The sequence below is a fragment of the Nostoc sp. CALU 1950 genome, from assembly GCF_051172895.1.
Classification (GTDB): Bacteria; Cyanobacteriota; Cyanobacteriia; order Cyanobacteriales; family Nostocaceae; genus Nostoc; species Nostoc edaphicum_A.
In genome coordinates, this window is the sequence record NZ_JBDNJQ010000009.1 from 31106 (window position 1) to 51256 (window position 20151).

The 20151-nt window shown below is 42.0% G+C and carries 19 protein-coding genes; 7 read left to right on the forward strand and 12 right to left on the reverse strand.

The window, feature by feature from the left end:
* Window positions 1–13 precede the first annotated feature (13 nt).
* Both ABF638_RS04660 and ABF638_RS04665 read left to right on the forward strand, forming a co-directional pair.
* Window positions 14–583: a Uma2 family endonuclease gene (locus ABF638_RS04660; RefSeq protein ID WP_435020652.1), complete on the forward strand. Its 570-nt coding sequence runs from the start codon at window positions 14–16 to the stop codon at window positions 581–583.
* 601 nt (window positions 584–1184) lie between these two features.
* Window positions 1185–2774, forward strand: a complete 1590-nt coding sequence (locus ABF638_RS04665; RefSeq protein ID WP_435020654.1) for a glycoside hydrolase family 57 protein — start codon at window positions 1185–1187, stop codon at window positions 2772–2774.
* A gap of 57 nt (window positions 2775–2831) precedes the next feature.
* On the opposite strand, the gene ABF638_RS04670 is transcribed toward ABF638_RS04665, so the two are convergent.
* The 5 genes from ABF638_RS04670 to petC all read right to left on the reverse strand — a co-directional run bounded on the left by ABF638_RS04670 (window position 2832) and on the right by petC (window position 6322).
* Window positions 2832–3539, reverse strand: coding sequence for a Uma2 family endonuclease (locus ABF638_RS04670; protein WP_435020656.1), 708 nt, complete (start codon window positions 3537–3539; stop codon window positions 2832–2834).
* 94 nt (window positions 3540–3633) lie between these two features.
* Window positions 3634–4236, reverse strand: a complete 603-nt coding sequence (locus tag ABF638_RS04675; protein WP_435020658.1) for a hypothetical protein — start codon at window positions 4234–4236, stop codon at window positions 3634–3636.
* Window positions 4237–4315: 79 nt separating this feature from the next.
* Window positions 4316–4474 carry a hypothetical protein gene (locus ABF638_RS04680; protein ID WP_435020660.1) on the reverse strand — a complete coding sequence of 53 codons (159 nt, stop codon included), beginning with the start codon at window positions 4472–4474 and terminating at the stop codon, window positions 4316–4318.
* A 99-nt stretch (window positions 4475–4573) separates the two neighbouring features.
* Window positions 4574–5575 (reverse strand): cytochrome f, encoded by a 1002-nt coding sequence (petA, locus tag ABF638_RS04685; protein WP_435020662.1) that lies wholly within the window; start codon window positions 5573–5575, stop codon window positions 4574–4576.
* Between the two features lie 207 nt (window positions 5576–5782).
* Complete coding sequence (petC, locus tag ABF638_RS04690; RefSeq protein WP_181929777.1) at window positions 5783–6322, reverse strand: cytochrome b6-f complex iron-sulfur subunit; 540 nt, start codon at window positions 6320–6322, stop codon at window positions 5783–5785.
* Window positions 6323–6552: 230 nt separating this feature from the next.
* Between petC and ABF638_RS04695 the strand changes: the two genes are divergently transcribed.
* Entirely contained in the window at window positions 6553–6861 is a 309-nt protein-coding gene (locus tag ABF638_RS04695) for a DUF3067 family protein (protein WP_435020665.1), read from the forward strand.
* Between the two features lie 72 nt (window positions 6862–6933).
* Here the strand turns inward: ABF638_RS04695 and ABF638_RS04700 are convergent, their stop codons facing one another.
* Complete coding sequence (locus ABF638_RS04700; protein ID WP_181929779.1) at window positions 6934–7266, reverse strand: tRNA-binding protein; 333 nt, start codon at window positions 7264–7266, stop codon at window positions 6934–6936.
* Between the two features lie 73 nt (window positions 7267–7339).
* Complete coding sequence (gene tatC / locus ABF638_RS04705) at window positions 7340–8134, reverse strand: twin-arginine translocase subunit TatC (RefSeq protein WP_435020667.1); 795 nt, start codon at window positions 8132–8134, stop codon at window positions 7340–7342.
* Between the two features lie 588 nt (window positions 8135–8722).
* Between tatC and ABF638_RS04710 the strand changes: the two genes are divergently transcribed.
* Entirely contained in the window at window positions 8723–8953 is a 231-nt protein-coding gene (locus ABF638_RS04710) for a hypothetical protein (RefSeq protein ID WP_435020669.1), read from the forward strand.
* 34 nt (window positions 8954–8987) lie between these two features.
* Complete coding sequence (locus tag ABF638_RS04715; RefSeq protein WP_435020671.1) at window positions 8988–9845, forward strand: SDR family NAD(P)-dependent oxidoreductase; 858 nt, start codon at window positions 8988–8990, stop codon at window positions 9843–9845.
* 453 nt (window positions 9846–10298) lie between these two features.
* On the opposite strand, the gene ABF638_RS04720 is transcribed toward ABF638_RS04715, so the two are convergent.
* Entirely contained in the window at window positions 10299–10550 is a 252-nt protein-coding gene (locus tag ABF638_RS04720) for a hypothetical protein (RefSeq protein ID WP_420761151.1), read from the reverse strand.
* A 564-nt stretch (window positions 10551–11114) separates the two neighbouring features.
* On the opposite strand from ABF638_RS04720, the gene ABF638_RS04725 reads away from it, so the two are divergent.
* On the forward strand, window positions 11115–15380 hold the full coding sequence (locus ABF638_RS04725) for a PAS domain S-box protein (RefSeq protein WP_435020673.1): 4266 nt from the start codon (window positions 11115–11117) through the stop codon (window positions 15378–15380).
* A 201-nt stretch (window positions 15381–15581) separates the two neighbouring features.
* A complete protein-coding gene (locus ABF638_RS04730; protein ID WP_435020735.1) occupies window positions 15582–15965 on the forward strand; it encodes a beta-lactamase hydrolase domain-containing protein in 384 nt (127 codons plus the stop codon).
* A 71-nt stretch (window positions 15966–16036) separates the two neighbouring features.
* On the opposite strand, the gene ABF638_RS04735 is transcribed toward ABF638_RS04730, so the two are convergent.
* From ABF638_RS04735 to ABF638_RS04750, 4 genes are all read right to left on the reverse strand, one after another.
* On the reverse strand, window positions 16037–16768 hold the full coding sequence (locus ABF638_RS04735) for a DevA family ABC transporter ATP-binding protein (RefSeq protein WP_435020675.1): 732 nt from the start codon (window positions 16766–16768) through the stop codon (window positions 16037–16039).
* 22 nt (window positions 16769–16790) lie between these two features.
* Window positions 16791–17978, reverse strand: coding sequence for an ABC transporter permease DevC (gene devC / locus ABF638_RS04740; protein WP_435020677.1), 1188 nt, complete (start codon window positions 17976–17978; stop codon window positions 16791–16793).
* Window positions 17979–18083: 105 nt separating this feature from the next.
* The gene (locus tag ABF638_RS04745) at window positions 18084–19205 is read right to left on the reverse strand and encodes an ABC exporter membrane fusion protein (protein ID WP_435020679.1); all 1122 of its coding nucleotides are present in this window, start codon (window positions 19203–19205) and stop codon (window positions 18084–18086) included.
* Between the two features lie 52 nt (window positions 19206–19257).
* A complete protein-coding gene (locus tag ABF638_RS04750; RefSeq protein WP_292725383.1) occupies window positions 19258–19722 on the reverse strand; it encodes a MarR family winged helix-turn-helix transcriptional regulator in 465 nt (154 codons plus the stop codon).
* Window positions 19723–20151 lie beyond the last annotated feature (429 nt).

Below are 20151 nucleotides of genomic sequence, written 5' to 3' on the forward strand. Positions count from 1 at the left end.
GAAAAATAGTGCTATGAACCAAACAATATCTGATAAAGTCCGTTGGACAACTTCAGACTTAGAATTACTTGCAACTGACGAATGGAAGCGCTATGAGATTATTGACGGAGAGCTATTTGTGACTAGAGCGCCTCACTGGAGACATCAAGGCACTGCGGGCAATATATGCTTAGAATTACAAATTTGGTCTCGCTCTAGTGCGCTAGGGGAAACCCGTCAAACTCCCGCCATAATTTTTACAGATGCTGATAATGTCATACCCGACGTAGTTTGGATTAGTCATGAGCGTTTAGCACAATTACTAGATGAAGAAGGGCATTTGAGAGGAGCGCCAGAATTGATTGTAGAAGTGCTTTCTCCTGGGACAACTAACGAACGTCGAGATCGAGAAGCCAAGCTAAAACTATACTCATCCACAGGAGTCCAAGAATATTGGATTGCAAATTGGCAATTACAGCAGCTAGAAGTTTATCGCCGAGAAGCTGCTCAATTAAAACTGATCGCAACCTTGCTGGCTGATGACGAAATCACATCACCACTTTTACCAGGTTTCGGCGTTAGAGTTCAGCATTTTTTTATATAATTCTGGTGTAGGCGTAGCCCGCAGTAAGCATCGCTCATTAAACTCAGCTGCACCAACTAGCTAGGCAAAGGTCAGAGTCAGTACAAACCAAAGTTAGAAAGTAAAAAATACTGCCAAACTTTTCAAAAGACTCAGTTATAAATGACGTTTTTTTAAACCAACGTGAGTCTCCTATAGAAGCACACGTTAAGCCAGAATATTGCCGGGAGAAGAAGCAAACCCGCAATTGAGTAAGTCGGCGATCAAAATTCAATGTATGTGAAGAAATATAAACTTGAAGTAGGGTGTGTTATGCCGTAGGCTAATGCACCTTGAATTGTTGAGGCGAGTTAGCTGAAAAATTGACAGAACGCTTACGAGCCAAAGGTCTTGAACCAGAGTAAATATTTTCAGTGCAGGATTATACAATAAACAAATAGGCACATATTACAACTAGTTAATAACAAAAGGCAGTGAAGGCATAACAAATGTTGTACCCTCACAAGCACTGTAATTAACTCAATTGAAAACTATTCTTACGATCCCCATAAAGTCTTAAAATATTGTTAATTTCAGCCAAACCTCTCGACCTTCAACTTACAAGTATCACCCCAAAATCACTATGGCTATCGGCTACGTCGCGCTTGTACTCCACGCACATCTACCCTTCGTTCGTCACCCGGAAAGTGACTACGTGCTGGAGGAAGAATGGCTCTATGAAGCCATCACAGAAACCTACATCCCCTTATTGAAAGTATTTGAAGGCTTAAAGCGAGACGGTATCGACTTTAAAATCACGATGAGTATGACACCCCCTTTAGTGTCGATGCTTCGTGATCCTTTGCTTCAAGAACGCTACGAAGCACACTTAGCTCAACTAGAAGAACTTATAGCACTAGAAGCAGAACATAATGTCAACAACGGACATCTTCGTTATTTAGCCGAACATTACGCGACTGAGTTTAGCGAAGCACGTCAGCTATGGGAACGCTACGGCGGGGACTTGGTGACAGCTTTTAAGAAGTTCCAAGACAGCAACAACCTGGAAATCATCACTTGCGGCGCTACTCACGGCTATTTACCGTTGATGAAAATGTATCCACAAGCAGTGTGGGCGCAAATTCAGGTAGCCTGCGAACATTACGAACAAACCTTTGGACAAGCACCCAGAGGCATTTGGTTGCCTGAATGTGCCTACTATGAAGGTTTAGACCGGATGCTAGCTGATGCTGGGTTACGCTACTTCCTCACTGATGGACATGGCATCCTTTATGCCCGTCCCCGTCCACGCTTTGGCACTTATGCCCCCATTTATACAGAAACTGGTGTTGCTGTATTTGGCCGAGATCATGAATCTTCCCAACAGGTATGGTCTTCTGAGGTGGGCTATCCTGGGGCGGCGGAATATCGGGAATTTTACAAAGATTTGGGCTGGGAAGCAGAATATGAGTATATTAAGCCCTATATTATGCCCAATGGCCAGCGGAAAAATACGGGTATTAAGTATCATAAAATTACTGGGCGTGGCTTAGGGCTGTCAGATAAGGCGCTTTACGATCCGTATTGGGCTAGGGAAAAGGCCGCAGAACACGCTGCTAATTTTATGTATAATCGAGAGCAGCAATCTGAGCATCTCTATGGGATAATGCAACGTCCGCCAATTATCGTTTCGCCTTATGACGCAGAGTTGTTTGGACATTGGTGGTATGAAGGCCCTTGGTTTATCGATTACCTATTCCGCAAGTCGTGGCATGACCAAGGAACATATCAAATGACCCATTTAGCAGACTATTTGCGAGAACAGCCAACGCAACAAGTCTGTCGTCCTTCGCAATCAAGCTGGGGTTTCAAGGGTTTCCATGAGTATTGGTTGAATGAAACGAATGCATGGATTTATCCGCATTTGCACAAAGCTGCTGAACGGATGATTGAAATTTCGCACCTAGAACCAGAGGATGAGTTGGGGGAAAAAGCATTGAACCAAGCGGCGCGGGAATTGTTATTAGCACAATCTTCTGACTGGGCTTTTATTATGCGGACGGGAACGATGGTACCCTATGCAGTTAGACGGACGCGATCGCACCTAATGCGGTTCAATAAGCTCTATGAAGACGTTAAAGTTGGCAAAGTTGACAGTGGTTGGCTGGAAAAAGTCGAGTTAATGGATAATATCTTCCCCGAAATCAACTATCGCGTCTACCGTCCGCTATAGTCTCACAAAAAATAATTAACAGCAGTAGGGTGGGCATTGCTCACCCTATATTATTAGCTAAAGGCTATCTGGATCAATATTTAATTCTCGGAGTTTAGCAGCTAATCTTTGCGCTTTTTGCTCCGTTTGCTGTCGATCCTCTTCTGCGGCTTGTCGTGCAGCTGCTTCCTCTTCATGAGTTAGGAGTATTTGACCTGTAGCTGGATTGTAAAAGCGCAGTTTTCCCGCCTCCAAGTGTAACTCTAAACCCAAAACTTCACTGGGTAGGGATACTGTACCATCTGGCAAGATATTGGTTGCCACTGGGAAATAATTCCCATCTACCAAGTGTAAACCCTGGAGTTGGGGATTGAGATAATCGCCAGTGGGGTCATATTGAAAATATTCACGCACTCCCAGAAAGGTGTAAATTCCTTTCTTTGCACCTTGGTCTTTGCTGCGGGTGTTTTTTGAGGTAATCTCTAGAACAAAATCTGGGGTTTGATTATTTTCTTCCCAGGTTTTGTAAGAGCGTCTGTCACGGTTTTCCACTCTAAACATTACAAATACATCTGGTGCGACAACTGATTCTGGATAATTTTTTTCGTAGTAAATAAATAGATTACCAGCGACGTATACATCTGGATGATTTTGAAAATAAATCCGTAGCGCATTTATTGCATAAGCCAAGTAACTGAACTGGATATCTCCTTCAGCCATCGGCTTACCATCCTCATCTGGGTACTCAATCGGGGTAACGGGGATATACTCTACTGAGGCTGTCATGGTCGGATACCTCAACTCAACTAGGGCTAGATTTAATTTAACCTTGTTTTAAGTTGTAGGTACCCGCACATCAATTTAATTATCAGACTTTAACTTATGCATCAAACCAGAAAATTATTCTTATCTCATTAGGAGATCCTAATTCGAGAAGTTCTTTAATAAACTGTTCAGAACAACCTACATATTCTTTATAACTTGTCACCCAAGATACTTCAGTTGTTTCAGGTTCTTGTTTCCAGTTTGGCAGCACAAAATAGAGCTTTTCTCCTGCTGGAAACTCAGCCGGAAACGAAGCATTATCCTGAAATAAGTGTGCATACTGATGTTTTACGTATGCCCATTGAGTTACATACTGATTTTCCCAATCATAACCAATAATCTCTTGAAGCAATAACCAAGAATGTCCAAAATCCAAACCACATTGGTTTTCTGAAAAAGATTTCTTGTAGAAATCATTCATATCTTCAGGAAAACCTCGTGGTTCTGAAATCGGCTCAACGACAGCGTACATTGTTCGGCGTAGATTATCTTGACAAACGCCAGCAAGTGCCGCAAATAATTTATAGGGTCGTCCAATTTTAGTAGATTCTACAGGTACAGTTTTTCCTTTAGACCATTCTTTTTTTACAGGTTCGGGAATGGGTTCCCACTTTCCATTTCTATGAATCTCTGCGTAAAGATGTATATCTGTCCCCATATTTATAACTTTCAAATACAGCTACTAATCATTTAGCGTTTGGTAAATTAACTAATCTAATTAATTGATAAAAAAGCCATTAATCTATAATTACATCAGCTAGTAACTCATCCATTTCATCGCTCATTTCTTGAGTATAAGGAATTAGTTTATAAGGTTTCTGCATAACATCATTCATCAAAAAGTCAAGGAAAAGTCTCATTATAATGCCCTCATCTTCATCAAGATTAACATTCATTATCAGTTTCTAATCTAACTAAGAAATAGACTTGGAAGCATAACATATAAAAAAGACAGGCATCTTGCCTGTCTTACAAATAATGATTTCGCAAAGAATTTAGAAATTCATCTCGGCAGCTTGAACTTTTTCAACCTGCTTCTTCTTCAGCACAAGCATAACTTGAGCCAACATTACAAGAGCGATGAACGCAATCATCCATTTGACTCTGGAAGCGTCTTGCAGTACGATTTCTGCATCTATTTGACCGAATCCACCGACGTTCGGGTTGCTGGTCAAAGCATCACCAGTCTTAACTGCTTGCCCTTCGGAAACAAGCAGGTCTGGCCCTAAAGGAATCGTATCAACGACAACATCACCCGATTCAGATTGGATGTTTACTAAATATTTAACGTTACCGTCTCCATCTTCCTCTTTGGCAATCTTGGTAATTGTGCCAGTAGCGGAAGCGTTGTAAACAGCGTTATTGCTCTTTTCGCCTGTGGGATAAACTTGTCCGCGTCCCCGATTACCACCTACGTGAACTGAATATTTACCGAAGTGGATGTTTTTGTCGGTTGCGGGGTTGGGAGAAAGAACTGGGAAGACGATTTCCTGATACTGTTCACCGGGTAAAGGGCCGACGATGACGACGTTATCTTTGCCTTCGCTGTAGGGTTGGTAGAAAGTGTCGCCAACTTCTTCTTTAAGTTCTTCGGAAAGACGGTCTTCAGGAGCAATCTTAAAGCCTTCGGGTAGCATCAGTACTGCACCGACGTTCAAGCCAACCTTAGAACCATCGGCACCAACTTGCTGGGCGGACAGATCGTAGGGGATTTTCACCACAGCTTTGAATACAGTGTCAGGTAGCACCGATTGGGGAACTTCCACTTCTGTAACCTTGGCGGCTAGGTGACAGTTGGCACAAACAATTCGCCCTGTTGGTTCGCGGGGGGTTTCGGGATAGGTTTGCTGTGCCCAAAATGGATAGGCGGCAGCTGATTGAGGAAGGGCTAGATCGCTGGTGAAGTAAAATGTCACAGTAGCGATCGCTATGAGCAATGTTTTTACAATCGCTCTAGCACTGCGAGTTAACCTCGCTCTTAAGAAAACATTTCTCATCTCTAATAAGGGCAACGATTGAATTAGTCATTAGTCATTGGGCATTAGGAGTGCTGAGTGCTGAGTGCTGAGTGCTGAGTGCTGAGTGCTGAGTGCTGAGTGCTGAGTTAGGAGTTACTATTATCTACTCTCCTCTGCCCCTCTCCCTCTGCCCCTCTACTTCCTCACTCCCTTACTCAGCACTCAGCACTTTGCACTCAGCACTGATTAACCCCACCAAGGTGCATCACCTGTGCGGAAGTCGGTTTCAGTCCAAGGGGTTAAAACGATTTTGTCGTCGTTGACGCTGGTATGGGCTAAAGCCAGAGACAGAGGTGCTGGGCCCCGAACAACCTTACCAGTTTCGTCATACTGGGAACCATGACAAGGACATTTAAATTTGTTCTCAGCAACGTTCCAGGGGACGACACAACCTAAGTGGGTGCAGATGGCGTTAATGCCATAATCTTTGATCGCTTCTTTGCTGTCTACCACAATATAGGTAGGATCTCCCTTTAGTCCTTGGACTAGGTTGCGATCGCCTGCATTCCGGTTTTCTAGAAATTTAGCGACGCTAACATCGTTACCTAGCTCGTCTTTTGCCGTTACACCGCCACCAGCGCCACCAGTGGCGGGTGGAATAAAGTAGTTGACAACGGGATACAATGCACCCAGAGCTACTCCAGTGACAGTCCCAAAAGTGAGCAGATTCATGAACTGACGACGCCCCATATCGGGCACGTCTGCTGATTCAGAAAATTGAGCCATAATCTACGCGCTCTTTGTGTATTTTGTTAAGCATTTTGACAAAAGTACTAGTAACTTGAGGAACTCTTGTCTAAGTCGAAATGCTAGCGCTCACAACGATGCCATACTTCTTTGTTGCAAGATATAAAAAGCATCTTTTCTGTTAGCATTACATTTCTTTATATCCTTATCATACTGGAGTCACGGAACTTAACATCATAACTAAATGTAAAATCTGATTGAGAAAAGCTATGACAGGACAGGAATTACGCCAGATGTTGCTTGATAAGTGGGGATATTCTTACGATGTCCAGTTCCGGCGGGCACAGGGGAAGATATTTTTGCAAGTAATGTGGAAATATCTAGAGCAAGCTTCTTTTCCCTTGAGTGAGGTGGAGTACCAAGAACATCTCGATAGCATTGCCAATTATCTTCATGCCTTGGGTGGGTCAACACAGGTACAATCTTTTATTGCTCAAACACGCGATCGCCCCCGGCTCGGCAAGGCTGTTAGCATTCCTCTAGATTTGGGTGAACGCACTTCGGAATGGATATTATGACCTGCTATTGCATTAATGTTAATAAATTTCTGAATATCTACAGTATTTCTATTCCAAAAATACCATAGTATGCTATAGAATTCTTTTGCCCACTGCTACATCTCTATCTGGCTGAATTAATACAACCTCTCCATCGTCTAGCACTACTCCCAAGACTAAAACTTCCGAAATAAAATCGGCAATTTGACGGGGTGGAAAGTTAGTAACAGCTAATATTAATCTGTTGATTAATTCCTCTTGCTCATAAAGTTTAGTAATTTGGGCACTAGATTTTTTAATGCCCAAATTACCAAAATCTATCCACAATTTATAAGCTGGTTTTTTCGCTTTAGGAAACTCTTCAACTTTGATGACTTTGCCAACATGAATCTCAATTTTTTCAAAGTCACTATAGCTACTAAACATTTGGTCAAAAACTCAGCACGAACATCTTTTTAGCTATTCCCTGTAACCTGTAACCTGTAACCTATTCCATCTGTTATTTACCTGTGAGCTTCACCAGTCCAACACCACCGAAATAAAGCCCTAAAACTGCTCCAGCTAAAAGACTTTGAGTCAGGGGATCAGTAGAAGGTGTAAGGACGGCTCCTAAAACCACTGCTCCCATAATTACGTAACGCCAACCAGAAATCATGCGTTCAGATGAGACAATGTTCAAATTACCGAGCAAAAGTTGGATGATGGGAATTTGAAACGCTAAACCAGTGCTGAATAACAATAGCAGCACAAATTCAAAATATTTATCAATTGACCAAAGTTGTTCGACTACATCTGCTCCGTAGCTGATGAAAAAGTTCAAAGCTGCGGGGATAAGAAGTAAATAGGCAAATATTAACCCCGCCCCAAATAGCACACTTGAACCCAAAACCACAGGCCCCAGTAAACGGCGTTCGCGGCGAGTTAGTCCTGGAACTACAAACTGGATAATCTGGTAAAGAATGAAAGGACTAGAAAGTATCAAGCCAGTGTAGGCTGCAACTTTGAGGGAGACAAAGAAATATTCTCCGGGTGCAAGTTGGAGAAACTTTACTCCTTGTGCTGGAACCTGAAGTAGCTGGACAATTGGCTTAACGGCAAAGAAACAGCCGATAATGCCCACTGCTACAGCAATCAGCGAATAGAAAATCCGCAGTCGCAACTCTTCTAGGTGGTCGAAAAGGGACATTTCGATTTCACCTGGCAACTCATTAAGAGGATCATTGTCTGAGTTGCCATATCCTTCTGAATCGAGATTGGGAACGTTTACAGTATCTACGTCTTGTGAAGGCGTCATGAGTCAGCTAGTAGGCAACATTTATAATTGAGTGATTGCTGAGTAAGGATTCAGGAGGCAGGAGATAGGAGGCAGGAGGCAGGAGGCAGGAGGAACCCACGTTTTAAAACGTGGCATTGATCTTGGACGCAATGCAAGTCGTGCTACGCATCTCGATACAATTCTTCTTTTAAACTGGGCAATGACCCAGCAACTTTAGTTTTTATTCATACTTCTTTCCTTCTGCCTCCTGCCCTCTGCCTCCTGCCTTCTTTGTAATTGTTTTTTGTGAGCAGTATTTTAACTCAGCACTCTTCATTATTTTATCTGGGGAATGCAGCTACCCAAGATATGTTTTTGGGTGCTGTGGGTTTTTTTCCTGTTTTTTGGGCTTGCATCTGCATAAGTTAGTAGGAAGCCATCTTGTAGGCAATGCCTAACCTAAAAAAGGGTGGAACCGATAATTTAAAAATCACGTCTCTGCGGCTAGTAGCGCTGAGTAAATTCACACAACATCAACATATAATACTCAGTTTTGAAAATCCGGTTCATCAAGGTGGCATCTCATCTATACATAGCGCAATCGGAAATTTTTAGCTGAGGTTGGGTATGAACCGGACAATTTGCATTGCCCTGATGGCATTGCCTGTTTATTTATACAATGTTGAGCTAAGTACTACAAGTAGTAGTGACGTGCCAATTGTCAAAAACCAGTTTCCCATAATAACTGCTCTAATTGGTTACAGTACAAATGCTCAGTCATACATCTTGCCGTGGCAAATATCGGCTAGAGATGACCAAACCGAAGATTGCCTTCGTGCTGGCATTTGCAAGGATTGATAAAAGAAGGCAGTCCCATTATCAAAGAAAATTAATGGTTGTAAAAAATCAACGTACAGTAGTGGTTACAGGAGCCTCGACAGGAATTGGTCAGGCGTGTGCTTTGCTTTTAGACCAGTTGGGCTTCTCTGTTTTTGCTGGTGTACGTCAAGAGATTGATGCTCAAACACTGAAACAGAAGGGATCACAAAGGCTCATTCCGATTTTTTTAGATGTTACCGACGCTGAATCGATCGCAGCTGCGGTTGATACGGTAACAAATGCAGTCGGTGGTGCGGGGATTTTAGGTTTAGTGAATAATGCCGGAATTGCCGTCCCTGGCCCCTTAGAATTATTAGCGATCGCAGAATTTCAACAACAAATGCTCGTGAATGTCACCGGACAATTAGCAGTGACACAAGGATTTCTTGGTCTATTACGCCAAAGTCGGGGTCGAATTGTCAATATGGGTTCCATCGCTGGTAGAAGTCCTGCGCCGTTCATGGGAGCTTATAATGCGTCAAAATTTGCCCTCGTTGCACTCACTGATGTGATGCGGATGGAATTACGACCTTGGGGAATCTCAGTTTCTATTATCGAACCTGGTGCGATCGCTACTCCAATCTGGGAAAAGTCCCTAAGTCAATCTGAAATAGCACAGCAGGATCTACCACAATCAGCACAAAATCTTTATGGTCAGGCGATGAATATTGTACGTAAGAAAATGCAGATTCTCGCATCTAAAGGAATTTCTGCGGATATTGTCGCTCAGGCTGTTGTTCACGCGCTCACTGCAAAACAACCCAAAACACGCTATCTCGTTGGACAAGATGCCAAACTTGGAGCTGTGCTGAAGCACATTTTGCCCGTTCATCTGCATGACCGGATAATTTTATACTCAATGGGTTTGTAAATTACTTGTTTGTCAGTTCACAAGTACAGCACGGCGTAAATACTACCACCATCTCAAGACAAGTTCAGGACTTACGCACTGTACGAATTAATCTCACCAAAATAGGTTGTTTTAGGGTTTTATTTATTCTTTGATGGTAAATATATCAGCACTGTAGGGGCAATTCATGAATTGCCCCTACCTGATAATCATTCTTTGCGACTGCTATTTGTGTAAGTCCTGATATAGGACTCATATTTGATTTCTGAAAAAACTCAGTACAACTAAGAAGCCTTCTTGACTGTTGCCTGTTGCCTATTGCCTGCCTACGCAAATGAGTTCAGAAATCAAAGCGGATTCCTATCTTTGTGTCAGTTAATACTTAATTAGTGGGCTACAGCCTCGCATTCTATGGCAATTTATTACTGAAATCAAGAAACAATAATTATACTAACCTATTCCAGCTAATTGGTATTAGGTAGACAACTCTTCTAGCCCTATCCATTCAGTGATAGATTGCCATTGGCTTACGTAAACAGTGGTATTTCTACGTTTTTCTTTTTGAGCTTTTTTAGGTAGTTTTCCCATGACAGCATCGGCGAACGAGCTAGATTCGTTCCATTTATAAATAGGCATCTCTTGCCAGCAGTGGCGACAAAACCAGTAAGTTTCTGCACCGCGTATATGTTCTAAAAGTACGCTTGAACAGCAAGGACAGTAATTCATATTTTTCTCAAATCCTGTGAATAAAAGTGTTATTGCAAATTAGAGAGCCAGTTGAGAAGCCCGTAGATATCTAAAACAATCTGTCTATATTTTGACTATAGTCTTTGAATATGAGGAACTTGTGAGGAAAGTTAAAATACTTAATATTTATACAAAAGTTATACACACTTCTTAAGTAATGCTCTCAGGCTTATTGATCTATCTCTTCACAAGATCCTCAAATTATTTTTCGTATCATCGATTAATTTCAAAGATTTCATCCTAACAAGACTATGAATTAAGGTAATCTCTTGAGATAACAGATCATCTATCTCTAATTTGACAATAGAATGAGTTTGGCGACTCTAAAATTCTATCTACTTCCTGGTTTAGCTACTAACTTGTTCTATATACCCTGTATTTAGTCTTATAAGATTTACAGGGCAGATTTATCAATATAAGTGATTTATTCTCTATTAGAGCCGAATAGTTCCCTATTTTCAACAATTTACTTCCTCTAGCGAACGCTAGCTTCTACTAGTTTGTCCTGATATCAAAAAGATCATTAGAATTGACAAATTAACCATGCGATTCAACGATCAACTGATTAACTTACCTAGCTTAAATCATGTTATTAATCGTTCTCCATTAACGATTAGCCCTGATAGTTTTGTAATTGAAGCTATTATCTTGATGAGTCAGGAAAGATGTAGTAATTATGCCCCTACAAGCTTCAACTTTTCATTGGATTTAAACCCCAGAAATCAAACATTAACTGGTTGTGTCTTGGTTCTGGAGAGAGGGAAATTATTAGGCATTTTTACTGAAAAAGATGTAATTAGTCTTATAGCTTCGGGAATAAACCTATCCACGATGACAATGGCTGAAGTGATGACACAGCCAGTAGCTACCCTTATACAATCAGATTCTCAAGATATTTTCACCGCTTTATCGTTAGTGCGTCAGCATCAAACTCACTATTTGCCAGTTTTGGACGATCGCGGGCAAGTGCTGGGGATTATTACCCAGACTAGCTTGCTACAAGCCTTTGACCTGATCAAAATGGTTGGGGTGGTTGACGGTTTACAGCAATATTTACAAAAATCCACAGATGAATTCCAGCCGGTTAATCAGCCAATTGAGATAGAGCAAGTCCGCTGCCAAACTCAAAATAACTTAAAACTATGGGTTGAGGCACAATCGACTGAAATCATGGAAGTTAATCAGGAACTTCAGCAAGCCCTTGAAGAACTCCAGGTAATAGAAGAAGAACTGCGCGAACAAAACGAAGAGTTAGCCGTTGCCCGTGAGCAAATAGAATTGGAACGAGAGCGTTACCAAGATTTGTTTAAGTTCGCTCCAGATGGTTACTTGGTAACTGATGCCGCAGGAATTATCCAAGAGGCTAACCAAGCAGCAGCAAAGTTGCTGGCTGTCCGCCAAAAATATTTAGTCAACAAACCATTAATTTTATTTATTTCTCGCCAAGATCACCAGACTTTTACCACCCGACTGAATAATTGGCAGCAGATACAGGAGTGGGAAGTTTACCTCAAACCACGGGGAGGTAGAATTTTCCCGGCTAGCATTAGAGCTGCTGCCATGTACGATTCAAAGGGGGATCTTGTTGGTTGGCGCTGGTTAATCTGCGATATTAGCGATCGCCAACAGGCAAAGGAATCACTGCGCCAAGCTTACGAGGAATTAGAAAAACGAGTGGCGGAACGGACAGCAGAACTTGTCATGTCCAACGTTCTGTTGCAACAAGAAATTACCGAACGCCAACGCGCAGAAGTTGCATTACGACACAGCGAAAACCTCTATCGCCAACTCGTGGAAAGTCAAACTGACATAATTATCCGCCTTGATTTGCAGGGGCAGATTACCTTTGCCAATGTGGCTGCTTGTCAAACCTTCGGCTGGAAAGAAGATGAGTTTTGTGGCCAGTCATTTTTCCAGTTTATTTATCCAGATGACTTGCCTAAAGCGATGGAAGATATGGCAATTTTAGGATCTTCATTCCATCCCTTGACTAATCGTGAGCGACGTGCATTTACAGTCAATGGTATCCGCTGGTTTCAATGGAATGCGATCGCAATTCATGATGACAAAGGAGAGGTTATTGAAATCCAAGGGGTAGGTAGAGATATTACCGAACAGCAAGCCGCGCTACACGAACGCCAACTTGCCGAAGCAGCACTGCGCCAAAGTGAGGAGAAATTTCGCACTTTTGCCGAAAACACCCACGCAATGATCTGGATTGGTAGCCCAGATTCATTTCATCCTTTGTACATTAGTCCTGCTTATGAGAAGATTTGGGGTCGTTCTTCCCAGCATTTATTTGAGCAGCAAGATTCCTGGATAGACAACGTTCATCCAGACGATCGCGATCGCGCTACCCAATCAATCGAGCAACTGCTTAGTGGTAGTCAAACTACTTCAGCAGAATATCGGATTTTGCGACCTGATGGATCAGTGCGCTGGATTTGGAATCGGGGCTTTGCTATCTATGATGACCAAGGAAAAATTAACTATTATGGTGGCATTGCCGAAGATATCACAGAGCGTAAACTCGCCGAAGAGTCACTGCGCCAGAGCGAGGAGAAATTTCGCACTTTTGCCGAAAATACCCAGGCAGTTATCTGGATTGCCAGCATAGATTCATTCCAAACCTTATATGTTAGTCCTGCCTATGAGAAGATTTGGGGTCGTTCTTGCCAAAGTCTATTAGAGCAACCTGAGTTATGGATAGACACCATTCATCCAGACGATCGCGATCGCTTAACCTTTACAGCAAAGCAACAGCTTATTAGTGAGTCGGTTTCAATAGAATATCGAATTTTGCGATCTGATGGATCGATGCGCTGGATCTGGGATCGAGGCTTTGCTATCTATGATCACCAAGGAAAAGTTCAGCACTATGGTGGCATCGCCGAAGATATCACCGAGCGCAAACTGTCCGAAGAGTCACTGCAAGAAAGTGAAGCGCGATTGAGTTTAGCTACCGAAGCAGCCCAAATGGGCATCTGGGATCGGAACCTGATCGCCAATACTTGTATTTGGTCTGCCAATATGGGGCCACTTTATGGTCTGCCGAGCAACACCTTGTGTCCAACCTTTGAAGACTATTTCAATTTCATCCATCCAGAAGACCGCGAATCTGTGGCTGCGAATATCGCTCGCATGATTGAGCAAGGAAAGGGATCTACAGAGTATCGAGTTATCTGGCCCGACGGCAGTTTGCACTGGTTAAACTCCAAAGGTCAAGTCTACTATAACGAACTCGGTCAGCCGATTCGGATGATCGGCACAAATCGGGATGTCACAGAGCGCAAGCTAGCGGAACAAAAAATCTTTGAACAAGCCGCTCTACTTGATATCGCCACCGATGCCATCTTGGTTCGAGATTTCCAGTCTCAAATCTTATTCTGGAATCAAGGTGCAGAGCGGATGTACGGTTGGCTGTCTACAGAGGTTATAGGACAAGATATCCAGGAGATTTTATATCCAGCAGGAACTCAGCAGCAACTAGAAGAACCGCTAAAAAGCGTAATTGAGAGTGGCTCGTGGCAAGGTGAGTTACATAAAATTACAAAATCCGGTCAAAAAATTATTGTGGAAAGCCGCTGGACATTGATGCGCGATGCTGCGGGAGAACCCAAATCTATCCTGACTGTTGATACTGACATCACCCAAAAGAAACAACTCGAAGAACAGTTTTTTCGTACCCAGCGATTGGAAAGCCTTGGTATCCTTGCAGGGGGTATTGCCCACGACTTGAACAATGTATTGACACCAATTTTGGCAGCGGCTCAATTGGTACAGGGAAAATTTTTCCAAGACGAGGAGCGTTCTGGGCAACTGCTGGCACTTGTAGAAAGCAATGCCAGACGCGGAGCAGCTTTAGTAAAGCAAGTCTTGTCTTTTGCGCGAGGATATAAAGGAGAGCGGACAATTATCCAAATCGAGTACCTGATTTCAGAAATTATCCAAATTGCTCAACAAACATTTCCCAAATCGATTGAATTTTCCACAGTTATTGCAGAAGACATTCGGGCGATCGCTGGGGACACCACACAACTGCATCAAGTGCTGATGAATCTGGTAGTAAATGCCCGCGATGCTTTGCCAGATGGCGGTAAAATCAAAATTTCTGCGGAAAATAAGTTTATAGATGAAGCTTATGCCAGAATGAATCTCGATGCCAAAGTCGGGCATTATATTGTGATTACCGTTGCTGATAACGGAATTGGCATACCACCAGCAATATTAGATAGAATTTTTGAGCCATTTTTCACCACAAAAGAAGTCAATGCAGGTACGGGACTCGGCCTTTCAACAGTGCTGGGTATTATTAGAAGCCACGATGGTTTTATCAAAGTGTCTAGCAATGTTGGTAAAGGCAGCAAATTTAACCTGTTCTTACCAGCTGTGGAAGCAATCCAAGAGTTCAAGATAGAAGAGATGGAACTGCTCCCAGGACAGGGAGAATTGATTTTAGTTGTAGATGATGAAGCGCAAATTCGGGAGATTGCCACAATCATCTTAGAAAACCATAACTATAAGATACTGGCTGCCAGTAATGGCATAGAAGCGATCGCACTTTATGCCCAACACAAGCATCAAATCAATGCTGTATTGATGGATATAATGATGCCGGAGATGGACGGAATTACCGCTATTCGCACCTTGAAAAAAATGAACAGCCAGGTTCAAATTATTGCTTGTAGCGGACTGAACTCAATGGAGGTGTTTGCCCAAGCCACTGATACTAATGTGCAAGCAGTTTTATCAAAACCCTATACGGCCAGAGAATTATTGAGCAGTTTACACAATCTATTCAGAGGGTAGTGTTGAGTGCTGAGTGCTGAGTGCTGAGTGCTGAGTGTTGAGTGCTGAGTGGGAAATCTCACTTCTTTACTCGGAACTGTTTTACCCAATGCCCAATGCCCAATGACAAATGACAAATGACAAATCCCTCACAAGTTCCTCAAATTGTTTTCCTAAGATTAAAATGTGGGCAACGTCGGCAAAATGGGGTTAATCCGGCTGATGAATATTGTTAGGAAAATTAATGATGAGTTAGCGATCGCAGGGCAAATTACACTAGATCAGCTAAAACAAATAGCTGATGAGGGTTATAAATCTGTACTTAATCTACGCTTGCCCGACGAAACAGGCTTACTGGTTGATGAACAGGAGAAGACTGAGCTTTTGGGATTGTACTACGTTAATCTCCCAACTAAATCTGAAGATATTAATAATCAAGGTACGCTCCAGATATATCAGACCATAATTGAATTACCCAAACCAATTCTGATACATTGTGATAATTCAATTCGTTCAGCCGCAATAGTATTGTTGTATATCGCCATCAAACAGGGAATGACATTTGAAAAAGCACTAGAAAAAATTATTAGCTTAGGTTTAATATAAGTAATTCGTAATTCGTAATGACGCTTCTACGTCACTAACGCTGCGCTAACGTAATTCGTAATTTTGGAGTTTCAAGGATTGCGGAAATGTACAGCATTTTCCCCAATAAAAGTTCCTGTCCGACTTCTATCTATTCGACCATCTTCCATGTACACAATACGATTGGCAATATCTAAAATACGATTATCATGAGTCACTAGCAAGATGGAACACCCTTGTTCTTTGGCTAGTTTTTGCATTAAATCTACGACATCGCGACCAGTCTTACTATCTAAAGCAGCAGTAGGTTCATCAGCCAGAACTAAACTAGGAGAGTTTACCAAAGCACGAGCAATTGCAACCCGCTGTTTTTGTCCGCCAGAGAGGTTTTCTGGATAGCTATTAATTTTTTGTCCTAATCCAACAGCTTCAAGTATAGATTTTGCTCGGCGTTGAGCCTTCTGCTTAGTCATCCCAGGCTGGATTTGAAGCGACATTTGGACATTCTGTTGAGCTGTTAAAAAACTCAGCAAGTTATGTGCCTGAAAAATATAGCCAATATTACGTCGCACCTGCACTAATTGGTCTTGAGTAGCTCCGCATAGCTCTTGCCCAAAAACTTTTAGACTACCCATTTGGACTGAACGTAAAGCACCAATCAAAGTTAGTAAAGAAGTCTTACCAGATCCTGATGGCCCGGTCATAATTACAATTTCGCCTGGTTGAATTGTTAGATTAATATCAAACAGAATTTGTTTACGCAAGACTCCTCGACCGTAGTAATGGCTGAGGTTTTCAATATTGACAAGAGGTTCTGACCGCATAATGAAACTATAGGAAAGGATATTAAAATATGTCAGCCGGGTCTGCTTCTCGAAGCTTGCGTATTGCGATGCTACCAGAGACAAAGCACATGACAAACGTCAAAACTAGCACTAGCAAGTTTTTATCAAGCTGCATAAACATCGGCAAGAGTGTGGCAGTGCGAGTGAGTTCATATAAACCCCAAGCAATTAGTACTCCAGGTAAAAATCCTAGCGTGGCTAAAATCATTGCTGCTTGAAATACAACACCAGAGAAGAAGGAATCTTTGTATCCGATCGCTTTGAGTGTGGCATACTCAGGTAGATGATCGTTAACGTCAGTATAAAGTACTTGATAGACGATAATCGTCCCGACAAAAAAGCCCATAACTGTACCAAGTATAAAAGTAAAACCAATAGGCGTGCTGCCACTCCAGTAGTTTACTTCAAAGTCTTTGTATTCTTGTTTAGATAGTACCTTTACATCTTTGGGTAAGTTTGCCCTCAAATTTTGCAACACTTTTACTGCATCTACACCTGGTTTTAATTTAATCAAACCAATATCAATTAATCCTGCGGTTCTACGCTCTTCAAAGATCCTTAAAAAATTCAAATCGCTAGTGATTAAAGTGCCATCAGAACCAAAAGTAACTCCTAATTCAAATAAACCACCAACATTAATTCGGCGTTCCTCTACCTCTGTAATTACACTTTTTTCTTGCTTAAACAAAGTGCTAATCGGCCCAAATTCAGTACGTGAACCCCAATCGAATAAAACTACATCAGGCTTTTTAATCTTATCTAGATTTTCAGCTACCCCTGGCATGTTGAATACTTGATTGTCAGGATTAATTCCATAGATCCGAATATTGCGGGTAATACTAGGATTTTGCGGGTTTTTCCAGATTCCAGAATCTACATAGATAGGGCTGACAGATTCTACTCCTTGAAAGCCCAATACTTGGTATAGCCGCCGTTGGGAAAATTGTTTCATGGCAATTAAGGCCACTGAGCGTGGACTAATCAGCACAATATCGCCTTGTAGACTGCTGTGCATACCAACTGCACTATCAAATAGAGCAGTTAGAAATCCCATCTGCATGAACATTAGTACCACGGCAAAGCTGATACCTGAAATGGCCACGAATAGCCTCGTCTTCTCCCGGATCAATTGCAACCATGCCAGGGGAATTTTATTACCACCAAGAAAGGATAAATTAAAACCTATCATTGCATCACATAAGTTAAGTTGAGTGTAATGTTTAGAACTTAAAATTGATAACTTCTACTCTTCTAAATTGATAAAATATACCACTCCCAACTCCCCATTCCAAAATTAAGGATTGATTGCTACTTCTACTTTGAGATTGATCAAACTCATAATTCGCTGACTGTCTTTCGGTAACAAACTGATTTTGACTTCCGCAACTCTGGCATCAACTGCTGCTGCTGGATCGTCATTGAGGACATCCCGCTTACCAATTTGGGGAATGATGCGGTATACAGTTCCTTGTAGTTTTCCAACAAAGGCTTTGTTAAGACTGGTGATAGTAGCTTTTTGCCCTATCTTCACTTTGGCAAGATCATTTTCGTAAACTTCAGCGATTACGTCCATTTGCCTAGTTTGTCCAATATCTGCGATCGCTTTAGTACCAACCATCTCTCCCGCACGAGTATGAATTTTTAAAACTTGACCATTCTGGGGTGCGGTGACAAAGGCAGTTTCTAAGTCTGCTTTGGCTTTCTGCTCAGATGCTACAGCACTAGCAATTTCTGCTTCAGCTTCCTGGATATCAGTCGGACGAACTTCTGCAATACTAGTTAGGGTAGATTTAGCTTGATTGAGTTGTCCCTGAATTGTTTCGACAATTTGGCGTTTTGAGTCTAGGAGTGAAGCAGAAATGGCTCCAGTTTCCTGTAGATATTTGTACCGTTGATGTTCTGTTTGGGCAATTCGTAATTCTGCCTCCAAGCGAGCGATTGTTGCTTTTTGCGCTCCTAAATCTCCCTCTTTCGCTCCGGCTTTGACTTTGGCTAGCCGTGCTTGGGCTACTTCAACTTGTCTTTGAGCCTGTTTCAAAGCAGCTTGCAATCGTTCGCGGCGATCGAGAACTGCGATCACCTGACCAGATTTCACCCAATCTGTGTCTTCCACCAATAGTTTCTCAACTCGTGCGCCTTCTAAGAAAGTGGGCGCTGAAACTTGAATTACTTCTCCGTGAGGTTCCAAGCGTCCTAAAGCAGTTATCGTCTCTACAACTTTTTGTGCTTGAGGTAAAGGGATCTGTATGCCAGTCTGATTCTCAACCCCGGTTTGGGAACTCACCTGTTTCCAAACCACAAATCCACCTATTCCCACTGCTGCTGTCGCTCCCAATATGCCAGCCCATTGAACTATAGATTTAATCAATGGTCTATGCTTTTTCTCTGTAATTAAAGAAACTTCTTGTTCAAACATAAAAATACCCCACTTTATTATTAGGTGGATATACACGTTTTTTCAAAAAAATTTAGCTGTTTCGGGCTATTGAAACCGTAGTAGTTAAGCTTGAAAGCAATAGATTAAAGCGTTCTTGACCTAAGCTTTCCACTATATGAGCTTGCGCTTGTTGCCATAATGGTAAGGCTTGCGCCAAAACAGAGCGTCCTTTATCCGTCAAGGTTACTACTCGCACCCGTCGATCCTCACCAGGATTAATTTGAATCAATCCTTCTCTTTCGGGAGGCTTGAGGTTTCGCGTCAGCGTAGTTCGATCCATGACTAAACCTTCAGCTAAATCACTGATTGCTACTGAGCCGAGAATTGAGATGGCAACTAGAATTGTCAACTGAGTAACCAGCAGACCACTTGGCTCTAGCTTTTCATCAAAAAGTTGTGTAACCGCTCTAGATGCTTTACGAAGGTTAAAGCAGGCGCAGGTATCCTCAATAGTAATCAACTGAGTCAAATCTAACTCAGTAGCTTGCTTTTCCATAAATGAATTTTTTAATCATAAATTAAGTGTATATACAATTAATTCTAGCTTGTCAAGTTAATATTTACTTTGCAACGCGATCGCTTCAGATGAAACCTTTGTGGGACAGTAGTTGTACTTTTTAACTTCATCACATAATCTGTGACATGGAAAAAATATCTGCCAAAAAGCCAGGGTTTTCGCCGGAGAAAGAAAACCGAGTTCTTAATTTTGGATAAAGTCGAGCTTAGAAGATATCTGAAAAGTAAGAAAGCTTGTGTGCTGGTATCCTGCAAGTATAAAAACTACTCAAGTATTATAGTTCCTTGCGACAACAATGGTATTCAAGGAAACTGGGTATGCACTCAGGAAAGAAAATTAAGTTACGTAAAAACTAGGTATTGATTGATACTTTGTAATTGTCGATGTTGTGGTCATTACTATCGCAAT